This window comes from Bacteroidia bacterium (genome assembly GCA_020852255.1).
Lineage (GTDB): Bacteria > Bacteroidota > Bacteroidia > JADZBD01 > JADZBD01 > JADZBD01.
In genome coordinates this window covers 1-26,993 of sequence record JADZBD010000010.1, presented here as the reverse complement: position 1 = coordinate 26,993, position 26,993 = coordinate 1, and the positions used below count along the sequence as shown (strand labels likewise).

The window sequence follows — 26,993 nt, the reverse complement described above, 5'->3', positions numbered from 1 at the left end:
GCAGGGCTTTTCTCCAAATGTTTAACTCTTTAGTGTACCACGTTCATCGGCTTGCTGGCAATAATCTTACCATCGGCCACGAGGCGGTAAATGTATGTTCCGCTCTCCAACTTCTCCACGTTAAGATTAACGTAGGTAGCATTGGCGGAAACTGACTGGCTGTAAACGACGCGTCCGGCAAGGTCAAGCACCTCAAGTGTTCCGTTCCTGTCGAGATTTTCGAATGGAATCACGGTGGTAGTGTTCGCCGGGTTCGGGTAGTTCTGTCCAAGAGAGATCGCGATCATCGCATTGTCGAACTCCTCGGTGGTGGTGAGACCCCAGAACCAGTCGTGCGAAAGCTTCAGGATGGTATTCTTGGAGTTGGTTGTACCGAATTGCTCGATACCCACGCCAAGGTAAACCACCTTGTAAGTTCCATTTGTTGCACGAACGCCGGACTTCTTGGCGGTGTTTCCGTTGTAGTAGGAAATAACGAGACCGTTACCGACAGCGTTGATTTCATCCGGAAAATAATTGGTAGAAGTGTAAGTCGCTGTGGTCAGCGCATGATTACCCATCCCGCCGAAAATGGCATCGCCTGTATTGGCAGTCAGCTGCGTGTTGGCAGTGCTTCCGTCAGCTACATAGGATGCATTCATGTAGTTGGTAAAGAAAGACTGTGTGGTTGGTGTGTCATAAGTGGATGCGGCATCCATGGTCTCCCATGCAATGTCCTGACCGCAGATGAACATACACTTTCCGCTTGTGCTGAGGAAAGTAGTCATTGCATTACAGAAGGCATCTGTCAGCGAAGGGAAAGACCATGCCATGTTCATATACACGTTCTTTACTCCTCCCATAGCTCCGTCCTGAATTGCACGAACGAGCACATTGATGTCTGTGATCGCGTAAGCAGTATTTCCTGCATAAACGAGACCTGCAGTGTACTGTCCTTCAAACTGTGAAGGCGTGCCTGATCCGGTTCCAAGTCCGCTGGTATTGTTCACTACCAGGTCGGTTACCCCGGAAATCACGTAAACGGTCATCGTCATTGCCGGTGCCTGTGGATTGGCCACGGAAGTCATGCTCAGTGTATACTTACCAACACCCGGTGTGGCATTCGGTGTTACATTGATTGAGGTAGCATAATTGGTATTGGCAGGAATGTTAACTGTGGCAGTGGTGGTATAATTCGTGCTGTTCACAGTGAATCCTGAAGTCCATCCGCCGGGTGCAGTAGAAGTCAGCGTGTAGTTGAACTGACCGGAAGCATTTCCGCTGTTACCCGTTTGGAAACTGAAGGTAGAAAGGCTGGAACTCATGCCCTGCTGAACCAACTGCGAGGGAGAAAACATCACTGCGTCGATCACCTGGTCAAAAGTGGCTCCGCTCTGGATCACTTCTTTAGTGGAGTTATTTTGAATAAAAACTACCACGCCGAGTTCAGAGGCGTTCTGCGCCAGGGACTCATTATAGGTGAAGGGTCCCCAGGTAGTAGAATTACCCTGTGTGGGAATAGTGAAAGCCTGTCCGTTTGTAGTGGGCTGAAGCATATCGAGGAACACATTCGGGAAGTACGTCTCTCCGTTAGATCCCGGAGGAGTTCCGTAAGTGCGGTTACGCTCGATAATAGCGCCAAGGATATTATAGGAACCAGCGGGTTGTGTACCAATGGTTTTGATGGTGGCAGTAACGGTACGGGTTGAGCCGTTGTCTACTTCCGATACCGTGATCTTCAGCGGACTTCCCTCACTCCAGAAATAATCTACATCCGACTGGGTAAATCCGGAAGGTGCACCCGCCTTTTTGCTGCCCAACAATTTAATGTGCGGAACTCCTGTTACACTATAATAGGTAGTTCTTCCTCCATTATCTGTAGTATTGGCATTGTACATTGGATCTACTCCCGGCCAACTGGTATGGTACGCAATGTGACGAACCTTTTGAGGATTTGGGTCAAGAACCGTGGTCTTGAATCCCGGATTCTGGCTGGCACAGGGGCCGCAGGATGCCTGCGTGAACTGCTCCATGAGTACATACTTTGCACACTGGGCAGAAGCAGACATTCCCACCAACACAGCCGCAGCAAGTGTGATAGTGATCTTCTTCATGAGTGATTTGGTTTGGTTAAACACGTTGGAATCGCTTAGTGCGATAGTGACAAATATAATCTAATCGTTCTGAAATCAAAATTCGTCGAAACGGTAAAAAACCAAAGAATCGTACAAATCCGAGGAAAAAAACAGAACTCCAAATGGTGTTAACTATCTGATATTTTGGCCATTATATTAGTATATCCGAACAAGTCAGAACAAGAAAGCTCCCCCGCCACCCATTATTTTAACTTCGCAGGGTGTCTGAAAGTCTTTTAGACCGGCCAATTGAGTACCTGAAAGGAGTGGGTCCGCAGCGCGGTGAAGTACTTCGCAAAGAAGCGAACGTGCATACAATCGGCGACCTGCTCCACTATTATCCCTTCCGCTATATTGATAAAACCCGATTTCATACCATCCGTGAAATTCATCCGGAGATCGGCTATGTACAGCTGAAAGGAACTTTCCTGCGTTATGAGATCGTGGGAGAAAAAAGGAAAAAGCGGCTTGTCGCCTATTTTACCGATGGTACGGGAACAATGGAATTAGTGTGGTTTCAGGGTATCCGGTGGATATCAGAACTTCTCCGTCCTGCTACTGAATTCATTGTGTTCGGCAAACCGAATATTTTCGGACATAAGTACAGTATCGCTCATCCGGAACTGCAGGAAGCAGATGATCGTTCAGCAGGTGACGCCCGGTTTCAACCGGTGTATAACAGCGGAGAAAAGCTTTCCGCCAAAGGACTCGACAGCAGGGGTATCCTGCGGCTGATCCGAACAGCTTTATCGGAAATAATGGGAAAAATTCCTGAAACACTTTCCGCCGAAATTGTTCGTAATTATTCTCTCCTGCCGAGGGAAAGTGCCCTTCAGCTTATTCATTTTCCAGCAAGCGAAGACGATATGAAGAAGGCCTCCTTCCGTATCAAATTCGAGGAGTTCTTCTTTATTCAACTTCGGTTGGCCCGTCTCAAGGTAATCCGTGAACGAACAGCCAGGGGAGCGGTGTTTGAAAAGGTCGGTGACCACTTTAATACCTTCTTCTCTTCCCGTTTGCCCTTCCCGCTTACAGGCGCCCAAAAACGGGTAATGAAAGAAATCCGGAAAGATCTGGCCTCGGGAAAGCAGATGAACCGGCTCTTACAGGGTGATGTGGGCAGCGGAAAAACGGTTGTGGCGCTCATGACCATGCTGCTGGCCATTGATAACGGTTACCAGTGTGCCTTTATGGCACCCACAGAAATTCTGGCATCTCAGCATATGGATACCCTTGCCGGTCTTCTCGGAGATCTCCCTGTCCGACTCGCCCTCCTCACCGGCTCCACGAAAGCAGCGCAACGAAAGCATATTTTAAAAGACCTGTCGGAAGGAACACTTCATTTGCTGCTGGGAACACATGCCGTACTTGAAGATAAAGTCTCCTTCCGTTCGCTGGGTCTGGTAGTGATAGATGAGCAGCATAAATTCGGGGTGGCCCAACGCGCAAAACTCTGGCAAAAAAACCCCGAAACCGTTCCACATGTGCTTGTCATGACAGCCACTCCTATTCCACGTACACTGGCCATGACACTTTACGGTGACCTGGATGTTAGCATCATTGATGAACTTCCTCCCGGTCGCAAACCTGTAACCACCGTGCATCGTTTTGAATCGCAGCGTTTACGCGTACAGGGATTTCTGAAAGAACAGATCCGGTCGGGCAGACAGGTGTATGTGGTTTACCCGCTCATTGAGGAATCTGCCAAAGTAGACCTGGCAAATCTATATGAAGGGTACGAAGCGATCTGCCGTGATTTTCCTGCTCCTGAATTCCGCGTGAGTGTAGTTCACGGAAGAATGACTCCGGCCGACAAAGAAATGGAAATGCGGCGCTTTGTCAAAAGAGAAACACAGATCATGGTAGCCACCACAGTCATTGAGGTAGGAGTAAATGTCCCTAACGCATCGGTGATGGTGATTGAAAATGCCGAGCGGTTCGGGCTTTCCCAACTGCATCAGCTGAGAGGGCGGGTAGGAAGAGGTGCGGATCAGAGTTACTGCATTCTGATCAGCGGACCGAAACTTTCGGAAGATGCCAAAGTGAGGATACAAACCATGTGCAGAACGAGCGATGGTTTCGAGATCGCCGAAACAGATCTTCGCCTGCGCGGCCCAGGTGAAATTTTGGGAACCCGGCAGAGCGGAGAGGCGGAACTCCGGTTGGGCGACCTGGCACGTGACGGAAAAATTCTAAGAGTGGCGCAAGAAGCTGCGCTCAAAGTGGCAGCGGATGATCCTGCATTAAACGGAGCCGCCCATGCATCCATCAGGGAACAGTACGCCCGCATTTTCAAAGGGCAACCCGACTGGGGGCGGGTTTCCTGAGATAAAAAAACCGTTTAGGGCCATGAATCCTGAAATTTGTGAATACGCGGTGAATAGATTAGTTTTGGTTCCATGAAGCAGTTCCTCGTTCTTGCCAGCTTCCTCTTCTGCGGAATTCTTCTCTTCGCGCAGCAGGATGGTCTCCCCTCCCTTCAGTCTAACTCAAAATTCAACCCTCTCCTTCCTGCAGACGGCACCGGTACGCTGGGATGGATCTATAACAACACCGTCTGCGGCCTGGATTATGTGTCCGGTTCGGTAAAAACCGGACAAAGAAATCCGGTGAACGGTACCGTGCAGCCTGCAGCCATTGCCATTTCCGGAATCCCTTCTACCGCGGTAATACTCAAAGCATACTTATGGACGGGAGGACCATCCAGCGGCATGAATGTGACGGCCACACTAACGAATCCGCTTTCACAAAGCGGAAATTTCAATATGACCATGATCGGTCAGGGCCCCGACATTTGCTGGGGATACCCCGGCACTTATCATTACCGTGCCGATGTAACCTCTCTCATTAACGGCAACGGAACCTACTACGTGAGCGGACTTCCCACCAATCCGCCTTCGGCAGGCAATGACATGAACGGAGCCACTTTGCTGATCATCTACAACGACCCGGGTCAAACCTGGCAGGGCACACTGATCATAAAGGACGGATGCATTACGTCCATAGGAGTTCCTGTGAGTGATACCATTTCCAATTATTCTCTTTGCATGAATTCTCTGGGAGGAAAGGCCTTTACCATTTTGTCGGATCTTCAGATGACCGGTACCAATGTCATGATGAATAATTCCGCGGCAACCTATACATGGAATTGGTGGAACTTTATTGAAGTGAGTACGAATTATATCCAGAATCAAACCACAACAAATTTTAATATACTGGCAGCCAGCGATTGCTTTTCCACTGTTGCCATGGGTACGTATTTCCGCCACACCTGTATTAATTGCTGTCTTCCCACTTTTACTGCAACGGCAACCAGTGTACATACTACTTGTAACAATAACGGCACCTCTACGGCGAATATAACCGGAGGAACGCCCCCTTATACTTACCTGTGGAACACCGTTCCCGCGCAAACCACTCAAACGGCGACCGGGCTTTCCGCAGGAATATGGAGTTGCTATATAACGGATGCCAACGGATGTATCACGCTCTCCGATACTATACTTAACAATGGAGTCAGCACTTCCATTTCCGGAGTGAACCCTTCGTGTACCGGAACGGGTTCCGCAACGGTTAGCGCAACCGGAGGCAGTGCGCCTTATACCTATGCATGGAGCACAATTCCGGTGCAGACCGGGCAAACCGCTACGAATCTCTCAATGGGAACCTATACTGTAACCGTAACAGACGCGGGTGGATGTACTTCCACCGCCTCGGTAACCCTGAATGCTCCCACGCCCTCCGCTTCTGTAACCGGAACATCCTCCAATTGCGGACCCAATGGTGTAGCCACTGCAAATGTCACAGGGGGAAATCCTCCCTATTCGTATTCATGGAATACCGTACCTGTGCAAACCAATGCAGCGGCGACAGGACTTAACCCGGGAAATTATACTGTAACAGTCACCGACGCGATGGGCTGTACCACCACGGGATCTGTGCAGATTATTGCCAGCACTCTAACAGCTACCGCTACCGCCTCACCCACTTCCATTTCCTGCGGAGGAAACACCCAGCTGAATGTTACTTCGAATCATCCCAACTGCACCTACAGCTGGACCCCCGCTCTTTCCGTTTCTTGTAACACGTGTCAGAATCCCGTGGCCACTCCTACTTCAAGCACCTTTTATATGGTAACCGTTACCTCGGCCTGCGGCTCCGCAACAGCCTCGGTTTATGTAACGGTAGGATTAAACAATCCGGTCACCGAAAACACCTGTGAAGTTACTGTTGATACCTCGCTGAACAAAAATGTAGTGGTCTGGGAAAGAAACGTACCGTCCAATTTCTCCCAGTACCGTATTTACAAAGAAACATCCCCCAATAATTACACGGTAATCGGTTCCCAGCCGGTAAGCATCTTTACCTCCTTCGTTGATCTGAATTCCAATCCATTCATTCAGGCAGAACGTTACAGGATCGCAACCGTTGATTCCTGCGGCGCAATTTCTGCCCTGTCCGTTGCTCATCGCACCATTCACCTGACGGTGACCAATGGTCCTAATAACAGCTGGGATCTGAACTGGAATGCTTACAGCGGCTTTGTCGTCAGCAATTATGAGATTTACCGTGGAACCAACAACAGCAATATGTCCTTGCTGGCAACTGTTCCGGGAAATACACTGAATTATTCTGACCTCACTCCGCCAACGGGCACCATTCAGTACCTTATTACGGCACAAAATCCTGCGCCATGCAATCCTTCGTTGAAAATATCGTCCGGTCCGTGGATGGCTGTAACCAATACCCTTTCCAATGTGGTAGCCGTTGTAACTGCCGGCATAGGAGAATGGAACCCCAACGCTGTTCATCTGTGGATAGACGAAGAAGGTATACTTCATTATTCTTCCGACTCCCCCCTGCACAATGCAAACCTGGCGATTTATGATCTTACCGGAAAAAAGATGGTGGACTTTATGCCCGGTGCCGTACCGTTCATCTGGAAGGTATCCGGTATTTCCGCGGGCATCTACTTTATACGGTTGCAGAGCAGTGAAGGAACATTAACCCGTAAGATCCGCTTCTGATCCCTCGCTCCGAATTATTACCTTTGGCCTTCAAAATCTGATTATGAAGAAGGTCCTGATTCTTATTCTTTCCGCCGCACTTTGTGCATTCATCTTTCCGGGCAACGAAAAAGAGAAAAAAAAGTGGGATGTCTCTAATCCGCCCGGCACTTACACTACGGCTGAATTTACTACAGAAGAAGGCACGTTCATGAGTGTAGATGTGAGTCCGGATGGAAATGATCTGGTATTTGACCTGCTGGGAGATATATACACAATGCCTGCAGGGGGCGGCGAAGCCAAACTGCTCCGGGGAGGGCATGCATTTGAGCTGCAACCGGTTTTTTCACCGGACGGGCAGTGGATCTGTTTCACCAGTGATGCGGGCGGTGGCGATAATATCTGGGTCATGAAGAAAGACGGCAGCGGAGCAAGACAAGTCACTAAAGAAAATTTCCGCCTGCTGAACAGCCCGGTTTTCAGCGCCGACGGGCAATACATCATCGCCAGAAAACATTTTACTTCCCGCCGTTCCCTCGGTGCGGGAGAGTTATGGATGTACCACCTCTCCGGAGGAGAAGGGGTGCAGCTAACCAAAAGAAAAAACGATCAGCAGGATGTGGGAGAACCCTGCGTGAGCAGCGACGGGCAATACGTATATTTCAGTGAAGATATGTATCCGGGAGGTTACTTCCAGTACAACAAAGATCCCAACCACCAGATCTATGTAGTCAAACGCTATAACCTGAAGAACGGAGAAACAGAAACCGTGACCGGTGGTGCCGGAAGCGCCTTCCGCCCTCAGATTTCCAAAGACGGTAAAACACTTGCATTCCTGAAAAGGGTGCGAACAAAAACGGTGCTTTTCCTCCGCAATCTTGAAACCGGCGAAGAGTGGCCTGTTTATGACGATCTCACGAAAGATCAGATAGAAGCCTGGGCCATCTTTGGTACCTATCCCCGTTTTAGCTGGCTGAGCGGCAAAGAAGTGATCATCTGGTCAGGAGGAAAGTTCAACCGCCTGGATGTGACAAACGGGAAATCAGTGAATATCCCGTTCAAAGCCAAATGCAGTCACCGCGTATACGACGCATTAAGATTTAAACAGGATCCGGCACCGGATCAGTTTACGGTGAAAGCCATCCGCCATGCAGTGACTTCTCCCGACGGAAAAACGCTGGTTTTCTCGGCAGCGGGATATCTGTACAAGAAAGAACTTCCTAACGGAAAACCGGAGCGGCTCACGGCAGGAACAGACTTTGAATTTGAACCGGCCTTCTCACCTGGCGGCGGAGAAATCATTTTTGTTACATGGAATGATGAGGAAACCGGCGCGATCTGTAAGCTATCTTTAAAGGAAAAAAAGGTTACAAAGCTCAGCAAAGACAAGGGAATATTCAGAACACCTTCCTTCTCACCAGATGGCAGGAGCATTGTTTACTGGAAAGAAGACGGAAATGACCATCAGGGTACCGCTTATAGCCTGAACCCGGGCATTTATACAATGTCATCCGGCGGGGGAACAGGAATACGGATATCCAAGGAGGGACACACTCCTTCTTTCACTGCCGACGGCAAAAGAATCTACTTTCATACGGAAGAAGGGGGAGGATATGCTTTCAGCAGCAGTGATCTGTCGGGCAATGAGAAACGAACCCACTTCACTTCTGCGTACTCCGGTATTTATTCACCAAGTCCCGACGGAAAATGGGTAGCATTTGTGGAATTGTATAAAGTGTACATCGCCGCCATTCCCCCTTCCGGAAAAACACTACCTCTCTCCGGCGGAATGCACGCTGCGCCCGTCCGGCAGGTGGCACGAGACGCAGGTATCAACCTGCACTGGAGTTCAGATTCAAAAAAGCTGTACTGGACCCTTGGAGAGGAGTATTTTACGGCACCACTCGATAAAAATTTTTCTTTCCTTCCCGGAGCCCCGGACTCGCTGCCACCCATGGACACGAGCGGAATAAAAGTGGGGCTTCAGCTTAAATCAGATAAACCTTCGGGAGTGATCGCCCTGAAGGGCGCCCGGATCATCACGATGAAAGGAGATGAGGTGATCGAGAACGGGACGGTGGTAATCACCGACAACAAGATCACCGCCGTGGGTACCTCCGGCACCGTGCAGATTCCTGCCGGCGCAAAGGTGATCGATGTTACAGGAAAGACCATCATGCCCGGTTTTGTAGATGTACACGCACATATCGGCAACTTCCGGCACGGATTAAGCCCGCAGAAACAGTGGAGCTATTTTGCCAATCTCGCTTACGGCGTAACTACCGTCCACGATCCCTCCTCCAACACCGAAATGATTTTTTCGCAATCCGAAATGGTCAGAGCAGGAAATATGACCGGGCCCAGGATCTTCTCCACCGGATGGATCCTTTACGGAGCAGAAGGAGATTACAAGGCGGTAATCAATTCCCTGGACGACGCCAGATCTCATCTGCGGCGGACGGCCGCTTTCGGTGCTTTTTCAGTAAAGAGCTATAACCAGCCCCGCCGGGAACAGCGTCAGCAAGTAATCACCGGCGCGCGTGAACTGGGGATCATGGTAGTGCCGGAAGGAGGATCAACCTCATGGTATAACATTACGCAGGTGATGGACGGACATACCGGCGTGGAACACAATCTCCCCTTCGCGCCGCTTTATAACGATGTAGTAAAGTTGTGGGCTGCATCCAAAACCCATTACACTCCCACGCTCATTGTATCCTACGGTGCGATCAATGGGGAGAACTATTGGTACCAGCATACAAATGTGTGGGAAAAAGAGCGGCTGCTGAAATTTACTCCCCGTGCCATTATTGATTCCCGGTCCAGACACCGCACCATGATCCCGGAGGAAGAATATGAAAACGGCTATTTTCTCATTTCCAGATCGTGTAAAAAACTAGCGGATGCCGGTGTAAAAGTAAATCTCGGCGCTCACGGTCAGCTGCAGGGATTAGGCGTGCACTGGGAACTATGGATGCTGCAGCAGGGTGGAATGTCGAATATGCAGGCGCTCCGCTGCGCCACCCTGAACGGGGCTGAGTATATCGGGATGGATCAATATATCGGAACTATTGAAACCGGTAAACTGGCTGATCTGATTATTCTTGAAAAAAACCCACTGGATAACATCCGGAATTCTGAAAGTGTGAAATATACGATGGTGAACGGACGGCTTTTTGATTGCGACACCATGGATGAACTGGGCTTGCGCGAGCGCACACGGGGAAAATTTTACTGGGAGAACCCGAAATGGATCAATGGCTTCCCATGGCATGAAAACGGACATGGGCACGGGGATGACGATTAGGACGTAAGCATCTGATCGTCAACCTAATTAACATCCCTGCGTGGATAATTAATAAAAGCCTTCCCACAGAAGGCTTTTATCGTATGGAACTTTACTCCAGCATGTATATAAGCCGCAGTTTAGTGTTACTGACGGTACTGTTCTTTTCTGGAGCAGGCTGCACAAAGTATGTTATTCCTCCCAGTCAGGAAGAATGCACCCGGATCGCACAGAACAACGGATTTGTACCGGATGCAACGCTCATGATCCGCGCCATGGAACAGGAATTCAGCATCTATGATTTCCATCCGGGAGAATGGGTAGCAGACATCGGTGCGGGATCCGGCTGGTTTGAAGGCGTGTGCGCGCTTGAATTCGACAGCCTCCGGATCGATGCGGTGGATGTATACGCATCCCATGTAAAAGAATCAAAACCGACCATCGAAGAATTTGTGAAGCTGAGAAAATCGCCGAATACGAATAACATCCAGTTTGTGAAAGGGAAGAAAAAGGGAACCGGGTTACCGCTGGCGGCTTACGACAAGGTGATCCTGCGCCAGACCTTTCATCATTTCGAGAAAAAAGATGCGATGCTGAAAGACATCCGCCGCATCATGGAAGCCGATGGCAAGTTGTACGTTTATGAGCCGGTATCCGAACGAAGTGAATATTTCCGCGGCGGAAAATGCTTCCACTACACACGGGAGGATTTGCTCAGGATCTTCGAACGAAACGGCTTTAAGCTGGTCGCTGAACATAAACTGCTGGGAAACCCCGGCAACGTACCGCCCTGGATTGATGTAAGAACGGAAGATATTATTCCCATGTGCATCTACGTATTCCGCTGATCACTCCCCGCGAAAAACATATACATTTCCAGCTTCATTTTTCTACTTCTCCTCAACAATTCGTTTCGTGAGAAACCTTTGGAAGTAAAGTAATTGATTAAAAATATCGTTCCTCCCCCGAAACATAAAGCACAGGGCAGAAGCCAGTTTCTTTCCCCGGGCAATGCTCCATTCTCTCAAAACCCGGATCCGGAATCAGGTTCTGTCCTTGGAAAACAAGGCACAAATACCCATCAGCCCAAGGGCATAAAATCGTATTTTTAAGGCCGATGAGGATTTCATATCAGTGGCTCAAAACGTTACTTTCAGAAGTACCTTCCCCGGAAAAGACGGCTGAATGGCTTACCGGCTGCGGACTGGAAGTTGAAAGTATGGACACGTACGAGACGGTTAAAGGTGGCCTGGCCGGTTGTGTGGTGGGAGAAGTGATGACCAAAGAAAAGCACCCGGACGCCGATAAACTTAGCCTGACCACTGTTAATGTAGGATCGGACACCCTCCTGAACATTGTTTGTGGGGCGCCGAACGTAGCCGCTGGGCAAAAAGTTATTGTAGCCCTGGTGGGAACCACTATTTATCCCGGTAACGGCGAGCCCCTCACGCTTAAAAAAGCCAAGATCCGTGGAGCAGTTTCCGAAGGTATGATCTGTGCCGAAGATGAATTAGGTTTGGGTAAATCTCATGCGGGAATCATGATCCTCGATCCTTCCGCGAAGCCGGGAACACCGGCCGCTGAATATTTCAAACTGGAATCTGACATTGTTTTTGAGATCGGACTTACCCCCAACAGGGCCGATGCGGCCTCCCATTGGGGTGTGGCCAGGGACCTGGCGGCATTAACAGGCTCACCACTCAAATTTCCCGATACTCAAACCCCGGCCCCGGATAAAAGCCTGCACATTTCGGTACGCGTGGAAGACCCTAAAGCCTGCCCCAGGTATTCCGGCATTACGATTTCCAACGTGAAGGTAGGCCCCTCGCCCGACTGGTTGCGCCACCAATTAGAAACCATCGGAGTCCGCAGCATCAATAATGTGGTTGATGCCACCAATTACGTATTGCATGAACTGGGGCAACCGCTGCATGCTTTCGATGCAGATAAAATCGTCGGGAAAGAAGTGATAGTAAAAAAACTACCCAAAGGTACACCCTTCACTACCCTGGATGGAGTTCAACGAAAGCTGGATGCTGAAGATCTCATGATCTGCGATGCGGAGAAAGGTATGTGTATCGCGGGCGTATTCGGTGGACAACATTCCGGAGTAACGGAGCAAACAAAGAATATTTTCCTGGAGAGCGCATGGTTCGATGCGGTACATATCCGCCGTTCTTCAAAGCGCCATGGTTTAAAAACGGATGCTTCATTCCGGTTTGAAAGAGGAACAGATCCCGATATCACCGTGAACGCTCTGCTTCGTGCAGCCAGGCTCATCCTGGAAACCGGTGGAGGAAAATTGAGTTCCGGCATTGTGGATGTTTATCCGGAACCGGCCAAACCATTCAGCGTTCATTTCTCTTATGCGAGGTGTGCCCGGCTTATAGGAAAAGACATTGGGAAGGAGAAGATCAAATCTATCCTGAAGTTGTTGAACATCACCATTGCTGCTGAAGCAGGTGACGTTTTACAATTAGAGGTGCCTCCTTATAAGGTCGACGTGCGTCGTGAATGCGACGTAGTTGAAGAGGTGCTCCGGATCTATGGCTACAATAATGTGGAAGATCCGCAAACACTTCGGACTTCCGTAAACCCCGGCGACCGTCCGGACAAGGAATCCCTGCAAGTGAAGATCGCCGAACACCTCTCCTCCTGCGGATTCATGGAGATCTTTTGCAACTCCTTGAGCCGAAATGAATACCTGGAAGGATTGACTTCTATAAAGCCTGAATACAATGTAAACATATTGAACCCGCTCAGCTCAGAGTTGAACGTGTTGCGCCAAAATCTATTATTCACAGGTCTCGAAGCGATTTCCTATAACAGAAACCGCAAGAATGCGGACCTGCGGTTTTTTGAATTGGGTAAGGTATATGCCCGGTATAAACCGGAAGTTGCGTTGTCCTCCTTTCACGAGGAGGAGCATCTGGCGGTGTTTCTCACCGGGAATAACCATGCAGCCTCGTGGCACTCCCCTCAACGAAAGTCGGATCTCTACATTCTCAAAAATGAGATATTGCAGCTTTTAAAACGGCTGCGCATAACGACAAGCCTTAAGGAGATGGAAGGTTCAGACCTTTATGCCTACGGTCTTGAACTTCGGAGCGGGAAACAACCGATCGGACATTTAGGTTCTGTAGCGTCAAAACATCTTAAGAAATTCGATATTTCAGAGCCCGTATTTTCGGCCGAATTAAATTGGACCCTGATCTTCCAATTGCTCAGAGGAAATTCAGAAGTGGTATTCCATGAGGTGCCTGTGTATCCGGAAGTACAACGCGATCTGGCCTTGCTGCTCGATCGAAAAGTAAAATACGCAGAACTCGAGAAACTTGCTTTCGATACGGAAAAGATTCTCCTTAAGGAAGTACACCTTTTCGATGTCTTTGAAGGAGAAAAGATCGGAAAGGATAAGAAATCCTATGCTTTGCGATTTGTATTGCAGGATGAAAAAGCGACGCTCACCGACAAACAGGTCGAAAAAACCATGGAGCGCTTAGTGAACGCCTATAAAGAAAAGCTGGGCGCAGATATTCGATCCTGAGCCTTGAACAGCCATCTTCCCATACAGGAAGTGATCCCTGACGTCCGAAAGTCCCTTTCAGAACACAATCTTGTAATCCTTCAGGCTCCGCCCGGTGCCGGAAAGAGTACTTTGCTTCCCATCCATCTGCTGAAGGAACCATGGCTGGAAGGCAGGAAGATCTTAATGCTGGAACCCCGGCGTTTGGCGGCGAAAGCGGTAGCCTCACGACTGGCACAGAATCTTAACGAGGATACAGGGGAGACGATCGGCTTCAGGATCCGCTTTGAAAATCGCATCAGCCAGCAAACACAACTGGAAGTACTTACCGAAGGAATATTAACACGCATTGTAACCGAAGATCAAACACTCGACGGCATCGGTTTGGTCATCTTTGATGAATTCCATGAACGAAGCATTCACGCTGATGTGGCGTTGGCACTGTGCGCAGAGGTGCAGAGTGTACTCCGTCCTGATCTGCGCATCCTCATTATGTCCGCTACGCTGGATACCGGATACCTGCATCATCGCTTTCCGGATGCGCCAATCATTCGCTCGGAAGGGAGAATGTTCCCGGTGACCATGAACTACTTTAAAGAGGAGGAAAGAACCCCTATTACCAGCCAGGTTACCCGGCTCGTTCGCCTTGCTTTGGATAAAGAAGAGGGCGACATTCTTTGTTTTCTTCCCGGAGCGGGTGAGATCAGAAAGGCAGCAGAACTATTGGAGTCTGAGACCGCCGGAGTAAGCATAGTTCCACTGTATGGCGACCTGGGATGGAGGGAACAACAAGAAGCTATACTTCCCGATCCGGCGGGATTAAGAAAAGTAGTGCTGGCTACTTCCATTGCGGAGACCAGTTTAACCATTGAAGGTATTAAAGTGGTGGTGGACTCCGGTTACAGCCGCGTGCCCCGTTTCAATCCGAATTCGGGGTTAACTCGATTAGAGACCATCAAGGTTTCGAAAGACACAGCCGACCAGCGCGCGGGACGTGCCGGCAGACTTGGTCCGGGCGCAGCGTACCGGCTGTGGGAAGAAGGTAAGACCCAATACCTTCTTCCTCATCGCAAGCCCGAGATCCTGGAAGCCGATCTTGCTCCTCTTGCACTCGATCTTCTGCGCTGGGGGAAGAATAACCTCCAGGATTTTAAATGGGTAACTCCACCACCTGAAGCGCATCTGCAACAGGCGCTAAGTCTGCTCCATGACCTGGGCGCCTATAAAGACGGAAAACTTACTTCAGAAGGTGTTGAAATGTCGGGGTACCCCACCCATCCCCGCCTGGCCAGGATGTTCCTCGAATCAAAGCGAACGGGGCATGCCGCGCTGGCAGGAGAGATTGCCGCCTTGCTGGAAGAACGCAATCCCATCCCAAAAGAAAAAGGAGTGAACCTCGCGCTGAGTATTGAATGGTTACGAAACCGGATGGAGAAATATTCCGGTGAACGTGTGGTAAAAGCGGCGCTGGAATGGAAAAAGCGATTGGGAGTTAAAGAACAGAGCGAAACCATCTCCGATTCCGAGATTGGTTACCTTCTGGCCTTTGCCTTTCCGGACCGGATTGCCCGAAAAATCTCCGGCTCAAAATACCGGCTGGCCAACGGAAAAACGGCATCGCTGGAAGATTATGACCCCCTGACCCATGAAGAATGGATTGTGGCCGCACACCTTGACGCAGGTAGAACAGATGGTAAGATCTTTCTTGCGGCTCCTTTAGATCCCACAGATATCGTTCACCTTGCATCCGAGCGTGAGATCATCGACTATGATGAACGAAAAGATGAGATCATTTGCAGCAAGGAGATTCACCTTGGCGCTATTGTGCTGGAAAGCAAGCCCATTAAAAATCCTCCACCCGACCAGCTTCGCCGGGTACTTCACGGGCTGATAAAAAAGAAGGGAAGCGCGCTTTTCGGATCCGACGAGCGAACGCAGCAATTACGCGCACGCCTTTCCATCCTTCATCACCTGGAAGCTCAGCAATGGCCTGATCTTTCCGACGCTTCACTGCTTCTGGATATACCGAAATATATTGATCCTTTTCTGGAGCAGGTGCACAGGGTGAGTGACCTCAAGAAGATCCCGCTCAGTGATATACTCCTGAATGCTTTGCCCTGGGACTTACAGCAAAAACTCCCCGTTCTACTGCCGGAATTCGTTGAAGTGCCCAGCGGATCACAGATCCGCCTGGAATATCACGACGACGGACGCTCGCCCGTGCTCGCGGTTCGGTTGCAAGAATTATTCGGGATGCTGGAAACTCCTGCGATCCTGAATGGAAAGCTGAAGATCATGGTACATCTTCTTTCTCCCGGTTACAAACCTGTTCAGGTTACCCAGGATCTGAAAAGTTTCTGGAGCAATACTTACCACGAGGTCAGAAAGGAATTAAGGATCCGTTATCCCAGGCATTCCTGGCCGGATGATCCTTTCACGGCCAAAGCCATAAGGGGCGTTGTAAAAAAGAAACGTTAAGACTTTATCACCTTTTTGGAAAATAAAACTACGGCTCCTTCCCTTACCACCAGGGAATAAACGCCCGGTGAAAGATTAGCCATGGAGAACTGAAAGCGGTTATCGCCTCCCTTCGCTTTTTCCCTCAGTAAAAGTTTCACAGTTCTTCCGGAGATATCTACTAATTCGAAAGTCAGGCATTTAGAATACTCCAGATTGAATTCCAACTGAACGAACTCAGGGGCCGGATTGGGGAATACTTTTACATCGGAAATGAAGAACTCTTCTTCTGCTCCGGCCATCACCTGGTCCTTGTATATCTGTGCGATCCATGCGCCATGCTTTCGCTGGAAATTAGCATAGTAGCCATAATAACCGCTCATCCACACCTCCCCTGGATTATTATACCTCCGTTGCGAACCGGAATAGTCGCCCCAACGCTCCAGCGAACCGGTCAGCAGGTTCACATACGAAGTTCCGTTTTTGATGGTCATAATGTTCGAGTAATTCCCGTTGCCATCTGTTTTGATTGCGGAAACACCTGCGTACACCGTAGGAGCACTGTGGTCGAAAGTAATAATGGCCAGGTTATCTGTAGTTGCATTCCCGGTATAGGAAATATTCGGATAACCCAAATCCAGAAGGGTGTCCCCGATCACCTGACCGGTAACAACCGGGTTTACCGCATTGGGCGAATCAATAATCCCATGGTAAAGTCCGGTGAATCCCGTGGAGGTATCTTTACAATTCTGCACAAACTGGATCTTGTTGTTCTCATAGAACGAGCCTAATATCCTGGAATCGTTGGTTGCGAAGGTATGAGGGTTCAACTGCCGTGCGTTCCCGGCCAGAAAATAGTCTGCATTGCTGTTTAACTGCTTCACGGTAACCGCATAACCTGGTGCCCCGATTGTATCGTTTATCTTTACAAGGAAAAAGGTATCCGCCTGGGTTTCAAAATTCCGGTTGGAGACAAAAAACATTTCAGGGCCATACAAAGTACTGCCGCCTTTCACGGGGCAAAGATTCCGCACAGACCTGTTCCCCCAATTAATGCCGTTCACCAGGTTGGTACTAAGGGTGCTGCCGGCATATCCGTCAAATTTGTTGATCTGCCACACAATCGTTTCCACAAATCCGGTTTGCCATGAAGAATCGGGATACAGCAGGTTCGCCGTGATAAACAACTCTTGCTGACTCAGCGAAACCATAGGATAGTCGGTCCATAGTCCATTGTTGAATGGATTCCCGGGCAGCGCGTAGAGATTCCACCCCTGGGTAGGGTCATTGGTCTGGGAAAAGCCAACGAAAATATAACTCGTGGAATCGTAAAATCCGTTCAGGCAAACGAGTACGAAGCGGTCTTCTACCGGGTCATAGATCACCTTGGGATCAAATTCCTGATTCGGGAATCCCAGCGCATTGAAAAAGGTAGAAAGGGATACAAATCCAACGGTGGTATCAGAAGGGATGTCGTAGAATAACACATTCACATTAATCACGGAAATGATCTTTCCTCCATTGGAAATAGCCATATCGTTATCGTTAGGCGTGGAGTTACCGAAGGTATTTCCGAAGAAATTGATGCCCAGCGCCGTGCTGCTCAGGTTTTCAAACTGTGGCGTAGAATCGCCCGGTTGCGGCACGATGAGATGCGGATTCTCCCGCGCATCATTGCTTTTCATTCCGCCCGGATAAGGCATTTCAAGACTCATCAGGCGGGGATGGAAATCGGTAGTGACCCTGGAAGGATCAACCGTTCCGCCGAGGGGAATCTCCATACGGGTCTGTGCGACAAGGGATCCGGCCAGCAGAATAAAAGACAGGGGAAGGAACAGGGCTTTCATGAGACAGGTTAATGATATATAAAGATACGAAATCACTGAAATTTTTATCTTGCCGGAAAATTTAAAGGTTATGAACGCAATACGGAAAGGGGACAAAGGTCCGCTCATTAAAAAATGGCAGTACTTCCTGATCGGTCAGGGCTATCATACGATTGTTGCCGATGGAGAATTTGGGATAAAAACAGATACCGCCAGCCGGAATTTTCAAAAGCTGCATGGCTTGTTCGCAGATGGCGTTGTAGGCAACGAAACGTTTCAGAAAGCCATGTCGCTGGGCTTTCAGCTGGTAGCGGATCCGGAGGATGAAACACGAAACGGGCCAAACTGGCCTCCTCCACCCGACTTTCGGCCGTTAACGCAGTCTCAGATCCAGGGAAAATTCGGGAAGTTCGACTTCCGGATCCTTCCGGATAAAAGCAGCATTCAAATCCTTGGGAATTGGGAAGCTGAAAATATGGTGAGTGTTCAAATTCCTCAACTTACGGGCTTACCGCCCTACAAACCAACGCGGATCCGGCTGCACCGATTAGCGGCGCCTAAATTTCAGCGATTATTCAGCGAATGGGAAAAAGCGGGACTGCGCGACAAAATCCAAACCTTTGACGGGGCATTCAATCCCCGCCTGATCCGGGGTAGTAATACCCAGTTAAGCTGCCATGCCTGGGGTATCGCCATAGATATCAATGTTCCATGGAACGGACTCGGGGTTGTTCCGGCTTTAAAAGGTCAAAAGGGATCCGTCCGGGAACTGGTGAGCCTTGCCAACAAGCTTGGATTTTACTGGGGAGGGCATTTTCAACGGAAGGACGGAATGCATTTTGAACTCACGCAACTATAATCACTTTTTTTTCACCGTTATCTTGCCCTTGTATTTTGGAACTCCGCCGATAGGGGTTGCGAAAAACGGCAACAATTTCCCATACTGATTTGTGATATACAACACCATATTATTATTTTTAACCGGTGTCTTCTTGATCATCTGAATATCCAGACTGGTGTTGTGCTCCTCTGTTACTACTTTGTGCTCAGAATTCACCCAGTTGCCGTCCTGTGATACCTTCAGTACATCATTCTTCTTGGATACAGATACAATCCTGACAATTCCCTCGGAATCGTAATCAAAAGAAGATACGTTTACGGAGATCACCTCCGGTGTTACAAAAGGATACACATGCGAAACCGTTCCCGGCACATCCGATGTGCGGAAACAATACTCGTACGTGAATCCGTTACTTCCTTCCACCGGTTTGTTGGCTTTCTCGCTCTCGGAAATGGATATTTTATATAAATTACCGTCATCTCCTTCCTGTCCTTCGACTATCACTTTAAATATATAACCACCAAAATTCGGCTGTAACTCCCCTTCCGATGGATTAAACGGCCCGAAGGAATACCACTTGTTGTCGGCCGCCGTATCCACTGAAAATGTTTTACCTGCGAGTAGGATACCACTCTTGAAATTACCGGAAGGATCCTGCTTTTTAGCATCGTCGTTTGAATGAGCCCCCGCCCCGCCGTATACTGAGTACTTTGTTTTGGAATTAAATCCGTTCCTGTTCTCATCGTGCTTTCCGCCGTTATCCGCATCAAAAATCCGAATATAAAAAGGAGCCACGCGCGACTGTGGTACGGCTATAAAATAAATCTGGATAAAATCATCATCTCCCCACTTTTTATCGGCCTGCTTCGAAAACGTAACCAGGAATGGTATGTTCTCCTCAACTGACGGCATGTTCTGCGCCTGTACCTGCATACCGCAACACACCAGGAAACAAACAATCATGCGCCGGAGAAATTTCACTGAACTTTTGGTTTTATTATTCGTGGGATAACTATTACACATCGCTGAAGATATAACTTTCTGATGAATGTCTGATAGATTGCCGGTATTGTTTCACCATACCAGAAGGATTTGAGCCGGATCGCCGGTACACCGTTCCGGACAAGATAATCTTCAACGGAGGAACATCTCTTCCCTGAAAGTGCCAGATTATACGACAATGTGCCTGTACTGTCAGCAAACCCGATCAGTATGAAATCAGATATTGTGCCAGCTTTATAAAGCTCCAGCACCTTTTTCAATGGTTCTGCACTTCCGCTGCTTACAACGTATTCATTGAAATCGAAATACACAACCGCTGTGTCCGGCCACTGGGGAAATGCCACGAGCCCCGAGTTCTTCAGTTCCACTAACTTATAAAGATGCCCTATTTCGAATTTAGTTTCGCCGTCGAAATAGGCGTCAATTACCGCTGTCACCTCCTGCTGGGAGATCTTTCCATCCTTGTTTTTATCGGCATTAACCAGGTTGGGAGTAGTAGTAGTGGGAGTAGTAGTAGTGGGAGTAGTAGTAGTGGGAGTAGTAGTAGTGGGAGTAGTAGTAGTGGGAGTAGTAGTAGTAGTGGGAGTGGTAGGGTTGGGATTGGTCTCATTGTTTACAACGATGAGGTAAGTATCCCCTGCTGAATTCACATTAGCAGTATCGCTTGTATTGGTGGTGAGTGAAGATATCATTGTCGGGTCCTTATACTTAATAGAAAAATCATTCTTTTTCTTCAGCTGGCCGGGAACCAGTGAATCGCCGGAAAGGATCACCACAAAGGCATCGGTGTTGCCCCATTTCTTTACTTTGATATACTCCTGAATAATCTCTCTGGTGGTTTTGGAAGAGCTGTACAGGTAGCGATAAAGAGAGTCCTCATAAATAATTCTGATATTGCCGGGATTGTCCACCAAAAGCGCGTTTACATCTACTTTTTTTTCTGATGATCCTAAGTAGACTGAATATTCCGGATATTTAACCTTCGAGAGATCGAACACGGTGGAACCATATTCCTTTAGTTTGCCAATCAGCGTTCCCACGTCCTTGTTACTGACGATAAGGTGCTTCTCACCGGCCGGCCTGATCACAATGCTTCTGCTTATACAAAATACCTCTGTGGTGCCTTTGCCACTGTCGGCAATAGCCGTTACGCCCAGTTTAACTTCAAAAATACCCACATTGATAAAAACATGTTCTGCCACGGGATCTCTTGTCATATACCCTGTCGGAAAATTCCAGAAGAAGTTCGTGATTTTGTAACCCTTCAGCACAGATCCCTTGCTGTCAAATCTGACAAGATCACCCACAAAAACCGTATCGGGACTTTTAATGTGTAATCCCGACAATTCGTCTACTTCCAGCTTATAGCTGATCTGATTCATAAATAGCTGTCCTGTACTTTTGTCAACGATATTTAACTCCACATCATAGGATCCCGGTTGCACGTAACAATGCTCCACGTGGATACCTCTCATTTTTGTGCCGTCGCCCAGCAGCCATTCAAATTCAAAGCCCTTGTTTTCTTCTTCCGTCAGCGAATTCTCTTCAGTAAATTCATAACAATAGGATGGATCCCCGTATGCAGTACAATTATTGAATAGTGGAAGCACTATTCGAAAACTAAAGATGTCATCGTTCTTACCATCGCTTCTGTTAGAGGTCAGGAACCCGATTCTTCGCACGTGGTCTATAATAAAGGCGAAATCATCGTATCCGGAATTAACCGGTACTCCCAGATTGACCGGCTGCCCCCACGCCGCTCCTATCCGTTCACAGAAGAAGACATCATATCCGCCGAATCCGCCGTGTCCCTTCGAGGCAAAAAACAGATTTCCCGAATTATCTGTGAAGGGATAACCATCATTTTGCGGTGTATTGATCCCATCCTGAATTTTTTTCGGCTCGCTCCATTCCCCGTTAACATTATGGGAAATGAACAGGTCGGTTCCTGAGCTTTTCTCTAAAATATCAGATGAAAAAATAAGGGTATTCCCATCGTCCGTAATGCAGGGATGAAAATAAGAGAAGACTTTGGCCGGCTTAAATACGGGCCGGGGTTCTGTCCACTCACCCAGCGGGTCTAACTTGCTTTCATAGATCGTAAGCACATATTTTCCCTTTACCTTAATGGTTGAGGTAAAATAAAGTACTTTCCCAATGGTATCGAAACAGGATGTGCCTTCCTGCATCCGGGAGTTGATGGCTTTAATAAATGCAGGATCTCCGAGGCTGCTGTCCGGTAAAAAAGGTGAGAAGTACAGATCATCCAGCCGGGTTCCGTCACCGGCATTGAAGGTTTCCACTCCAAAAGAATAATCCCGGTTGGAAGAAAATATAATCCCTTTGGGAAAGAAAGAGGGGGCATACTCAGCAGCCGATGTATTGACTTTTGGCTCCTGCTTCAGCTTGACCACTGAGGTATCGAACAGGTATTGCGTTTTCTCCTGGGCACGGACTACACACTGTAACATCAGAAAAAAAAGTAGCAATCGCCCGGTCCTTGACATAAAATCAGCTTCGGGGTCGCGTGGATACTACCGGATAGGCGAACACGTATCTCAGGAGTATTTCGTGTGTGTTACTGGAATATGTCTTAAGGGGGCTTAGGGTGATATCGTAAGCATAACCAATTTCGAGCTGGTAGTTTAATTTCGCTCTGAAAAGAAGCAGGAAGGCATCTTTTGCACGGTATCCTGCTCCCAGTGTGTATTTTTCAAGGTAAGTGCCCGTCAGGTTCAGGTCATATGATAGCGGGGAGTTCTTTGCATGGCGCAACAAGAAAGAGGGGGTGATCTGAACGAGTCCGGTATGAAACCGGTATTCACCGTATATTAAAAACTGCCGGTCAGAAAGAATATTCTTTCTGTCACTCTTGAAAATATCCGGTATGCTTATACCTGCAGAATAATTGGAGTCTCTGAACATAATACCCGAGGCTAATTTGCCGTAAATATATCGTTCTGTTCCGGCCGCATACACAGGATCACTTCCTGTGTAAGTATGGATTTTAGTCCAGTCGTTTTTTGACTGGCCAATTCCGACATCCGCACCAAAGGACAGATGTCGGGTTTTACTGAAAAACACCCGGTACGAATAAATAAGAGACACCATCGAATTGTTAGTTACACCGTACAGGTCATTCTGAACCCTGCCGCCCACGTTCATCTTTTTATTCTTCAGCGCCGTATGAATATTGAACTCGGTTGAGATCGGCGCTCCTTCAAGTTTCAGCCATTGCCGCCTATGGGTAAGAGAAACATCGAGCACTTCGTTGTATCCCGCATTCGCCGCGTTTACCGATTGAGGATTAAAAAGGTATTGCGAAAAATATGGCGTATGTTGTCCGGATACGCTAAAGGACGTAATCAGCAGAGCCATTATCGTTATTAAACCGCTCCTCATTGGGTTCTCTTTATTACAACATAACCCTGAAAATTCTCGTAACCGCTGATTTCAATCAGGTAATAATAGGTGTCATCAATCAGTAATTCTCCTTCCATGTTCTCTCCCTTCCACGTATTCTTGTAATCATCTGACCAGTATACCAGTCCCCCCCAGCGGTTAAAGACCTTAAGTTTCACATTGTCAAATATTTCGGCGCCGGGCACTGTAAACTCATCATTTAGACCGTCATTATTCGGCGAGAAACCGTTCGGGATCTGATATTCCTTTACCTCAAGGATAACATAGTCGTAACTGTCAGCACAGGGACTGTTGGAGACCGACCATTGCAAAACATGCGTTCCTGTTGGAAGATCTGTAACCATAGTATTCGGATCCAAAGGATTGGTTATAGTCGCTGTACCGGAAACTACTGACCATGATCCGGTGCCGATAATGGGAACATTCCCGTTCATAATGGCGATTGGTACATATAATACCTGATCCGGTCCTGCATCTGCAAGCGTCGGTGTCTGCATTACGGTAATTGTAACCTGATCCGTGGAAACCGGACAAGTTCCGTTGGTGGTTGTCCATTCAAACACATTCATGCCAACAGAAATTCCTGACACCAGGGTGTTCTCCGCTGCGGTGTCCGCAAAAATTCCCGTTCCGCTTACCAGTGTCCAGCTGCCCGTTCCAACTAATACCGGATTGGCATTGAGGAATGCGGTATCTGAGCAAATCACCTGGTCGGCGCCTGCAAATGCAGGGGTGGGTAGTGCACTTACAACAATAATTACCGTATCCGTATTGGCCGGACATACGCCATTTGAGATTGTCCACACGCAGGCATTCGCTCCTAATCCTATATTGACAAAATCAGTAAATGCCTGCGCCGGAGATTGGATTGTTCCTGTTCCCATAACAACAGACCACATCCCGATACCTATCGCCGGAGTATTGCCGGTAAGTCCGGATGAATCTGTACAAATACTTTGATCGGGACCGGCATTGGATGGTGACGGCAGGGCATACACCACTATATGCATTGTGTCAGTTGTTGGCGGGCAGGTTCCGTTAACGATTGTCCAAACAAATGTATTCGTGCCTATGCTCAAACCGGAAACTGCTGATGTTTCAGATGAAGGACTGGCAATCACTCCGGATCCATTAACTAAACTCCAGGTTCCGGCTCCCACTATCGGTGTGTTGCCTGTGAATACGCTGCTGAAGGTATTACACAACGACTGATCCGGTCCGGCATCGGCAAGCGTGGTGGGCGGGAGTCCTGTCAAAATAATAGTATCGGTTGAAGATGGGCAATTTCCATTGGAAATTGTCCAGGTAAATACGTTTGGCCCGATACTTAAACCTGAAACAGCAGATGAAGGAGATGTGGGGTTAGCAACCACCCCGGTTCCACTCACCAGTGTCCATAATCCTGTACCCACCAACGGTGTGTTCCCTGAAAATACCGCTGAATCAAAACACACATTTTGGTCCGGGCCTGCATTTGACACCGTGGGCAGATCATAAACGATAATATTCATCGTGTCCGTCAGGGAACAATTCCCGATCGTAATCGTCCATGTGAATTGGTTCACACCGATACCAAGACCGGAGACAGGGGATGTTTCACTTCCCGGTGATGCTGGTGTACCTGATCCTGATACCAGGGCCCAAAGACCCGTACCTACCAGTGGTGTATTGCCGGCAAAGGAGGTGGAAAAAATATTGCAGAGCCCCTGATCTGCACCGGCATTAGGCGCCGTCGGGGCAGGATTCACGGTAATCTGAACCGTATCCTTTGAAGGGGGACAGGTTCCGTTGCTGATCATCCACTCAAATATGTTCGTTCCAAGTCCCATTCCGGTAACCCACGTGGTCGAAGAATTAGGATTGATAATTGTTCCGCTGCCCGCAATCAGTGTCCAGGTTCCTGTTCCCACCTGAACAACGCTGCCACTGAGCAAGACGGAATCTATACAGATTGACTGATCGGGGCCTGCAAGGGCATTTGAGGGAAGATCATAGACTTCTACTGTTACTGAATCTATGGAAGGTGGACAGGATCCGTTACTAATTGTCCACTGAAAAGTATTTGTTCCCACACTCAGACCTGTTACAGTACTCGCCGGCGACGAAGGAGTGGTGATGGTGCCTGTACCCGCGATCAGTGTCCACACGCCTGTACCCGTCAGCGGTGAATTTCCGGAGAATGAAGAGCTCGTTACATTACACAAAAACTGATCCGGTCCGGCTGCTGCAATGGTAGGCAGTGCACTCACCACAAGTTGAACTGTATCAGAACTTGCGGGGCAGGAACCACTCTGGATCGTCCAGGCAAAAATATTCACGCCCACACTTAAACCAGTAACAGATGAGGTTGATGAATTCGGCAAAGTGATTGTGCCTGTACCTGAAACCAATGTCCACGTGCCCATGCCTGTAACAGGTGTATTACCCGCCAGGGCCGAATTCATCACATTACATAAAGCCTGATCCGGCCCTGCATCTGCAACTGTTGGAAGCTGACTCACTACAATATGTACTGTATCGGTAGAAGCCGGGCAGATTCCACTGGATATTGTCCAAACGAAAGTGTTTGTTCCAAATCCAAGTCCCGTAATACCTGTAGTTGGCCAAGTTGCATTGGTGATCAAACCAGATCCGGCAATGAGTGTCCATATTCCTGTGCCGGTAACCGGTGTATTTCCTGTCAGGTTAGTTGATGTAATGTTACATAAAGCCTGATCTGAGCCGGCAAATGCCGGAGTGGGCTGCGGGTCAACAAAAATATTGACAACATCAGAAGTTGCGGGACAAGATCCGTTGCTAATGGTCCATTGAAAGGTGTTGATACCAAAAGTTAGTCCTGTTACCGCTGATGTAGGTGAGGATGCAGTAGTTAATGTTGCACCTCCTGCCAAAACAGTCCACAGGCCTGTTCCTGTGGTTGGCGCATTGCCAGCCAGCACGGAGGCAAACTGGTTACAAAGATTTTGATCCGGTCCCGCCGAGGCAAGTGTTGGTAATGCATACACCGAAATTCTTACCGTATCTGTTGAATTAGGGCAACTTCCGTTGCTGATTGTCCATACGAATGTATTAGTGCCAAATCCGAGCCCTGTAACGTTGCTGGTTGCCGAGGATGGCGTGGTAATAAACCCGCTTCCGGCAACAAGTGTCCAAACTCCCGTGCCGGTGCTGGGAGTGTTTCCTGAAAATGCCGAGCTGCTTACATTACACAGGTTCTGGTCGGGGCCCGCACTGGCTACTGTCGGAGGTGCACTGATGATGATGCTCACCTGATCTGTACTTGGCGGACAGGAGCCATTGCTGATCGTCCATTGAAATGTATTTGTTCCCACACTCAAACCCGATACGGCACTTGTTGGTGAGTTGGGAGAAGCAATCGTGCCTGTACCTGCAATCAGTGTCCAAACTCCCGTGCCGGTGCTGGGAGTGTTTCCTGAAAATGACGAGCTGCTTACATTACACAGGTTCTGGTCGGGGCCCGCGCTGGCTACTGTCGGAGGTGCACTGATGAT

At 48.6% G+C, this 26,993-nt stretch carries 13 protein-coding genes; 7 read left to right on the top strand and 6 right to left on the bottom strand.

From position 1 onward, the window contains the following. Positions 1-29: 29 nt before the first annotated feature. On the bottom strand, positions 30-2,093 hold the full coding sequence (locus tag IT233_06890) for a T9SS type A sorting domain-containing protein (protein ID MCC7302350.1): 2,064 nt from the start codon (positions 2,091-2,093) through the stop codon (positions 30-32). A 242-nt stretch (positions 2,094-2,335) separates the two neighbouring features. On the opposite strand from IT233_06890, the gene recG reads away from it, so the two are divergent. The 6 genes from recG (at position 2,336) to hrpB (ending at position 16,410) form a co-directional block, all read left to right on the top strand. After that, on the top strand, positions 2,336-4,441 hold the full coding sequence (gene recG, locus IT233_06885) for an ATP-dependent DNA helicase RecG (GenBank protein MCC7302349.1): 2,106 nt from the start codon (positions 2,336-2,338) through the stop codon (positions 4,439-4,441). Positions 4,442-4,513: 72 nt separating this feature from the next. Further along, positions 4,514-7,141, top strand: a complete 2,628-nt coding sequence (locus IT233_06880; GenBank protein MCC7302348.1) for a T9SS type A sorting domain-containing protein — start codon at positions 4,514-4,516, stop codon at positions 7,139-7,141. A 43-nt stretch (positions 7,142-7,184) separates the two neighbouring features. Further along, positions 7,185-10,427, top strand: a complete 3,243-nt coding sequence (locus tag IT233_06875) for a PD40 domain-containing protein (protein ID MCC7302347.1) — start codon at positions 7,185-7,187, stop codon at positions 10,425-10,427. 101 nt (positions 10,428-10,528) lie between these two features. Next, complete coding sequence (locus IT233_06870; GenBank protein MCC7302346.1) at positions 10,529-11,254, top strand: methyltransferase domain-containing protein; 726 nt, start codon at positions 10,529-10,531, stop codon at positions 11,252-11,254. Between the two features lie 269 nt (positions 11,255-11,523). Then, positions 11,524-13,953, top strand: a complete 2,430-nt coding sequence (locus IT233_06865) for a phenylalanine--tRNA ligase subunit beta (GenBank protein ID MCC7302345.1) — start codon at positions 11,524-11,526, stop codon at positions 13,951-13,953. A 3-nt stretch (positions 13,954-13,956) separates the two neighbouring features. Next, a complete protein-coding gene (gene hrpB, locus IT233_06860; protein ID MCC7302344.1) occupies positions 13,957-16,410 on the top strand; it encodes an ATP-dependent helicase HrpB in 2,454 nt (817 codons plus the stop codon). On the opposite strand, the gene IT233_06855 is transcribed toward hrpB, so the two are convergent. Next, the gene (locus tag IT233_06855; GenBank protein MCC7302343.1) at positions 16,407-18,236 is read right to left on the bottom strand and encodes a T9SS type A sorting domain-containing protein; all 1,830 of its coding nucleotides are present in this window, start codon (positions 18,234-18,236) and stop codon (positions 16,407-16,409) included. The genes hrpB and IT233_06855 overlap by 4 nt on opposite strands. 70 nt (positions 18,237-18,306) lie before the next feature. On the opposite strand from IT233_06855, the gene IT233_06850 reads away from it, so the two are divergent. Then, positions 18,307-19,074, top strand: a complete 768-nt coding sequence (locus IT233_06850) for a M15 family metallopeptidase (protein MCC7302342.1) — start codon at positions 18,307-18,309, stop codon at positions 19,072-19,074. Here IT233_06850 and IT233_06845 read toward each other — a convergent pair whose 3' ends face one another. The 4 genes from IT233_06845 to IT233_06830 all read right to left on the bottom strand — a co-directional run. Then, on the bottom strand, positions 19,075-20,019 hold the full coding sequence (locus tag IT233_06845; protein ID MCC7302341.1) for a hypothetical protein: 945 nt from the start codon (positions 20,017-20,019) through the stop codon (positions 19,075-19,077). 14 nt (positions 20,020-20,033) lie between these two features. Continuing rightward, on the bottom strand, positions 20,034-22,529 hold the full coding sequence (locus tag IT233_06840; protein ID MCC7302340.1) for an OmpA family protein: 2,496 nt from the start codon (positions 22,527-22,529) through the stop codon (positions 20,034-20,036). Positions 22,530-22,569: 40 nt separating this feature from the next. Next, the gene (locus IT233_06835; GenBank protein MCC7302339.1) at positions 22,570-23,436 is read right to left on the bottom strand and encodes a PorP/SprF family type IX secretion system membrane protein; all 867 of its coding nucleotides are present in this window, start codon (positions 23,434-23,436) and stop codon (positions 22,570-22,572) included. Positions 23,437-23,456: 20 nt separating this feature from the next. Beyond that, positions 23,457-26,993, bottom strand: a 3,537-nt coding sequence (locus IT233_06830; GenBank protein ID MCC7302338.1) for a gliding motility-associated C-terminal domain-containing protein, incomplete at its 5' end; no start/stop codon positions are given.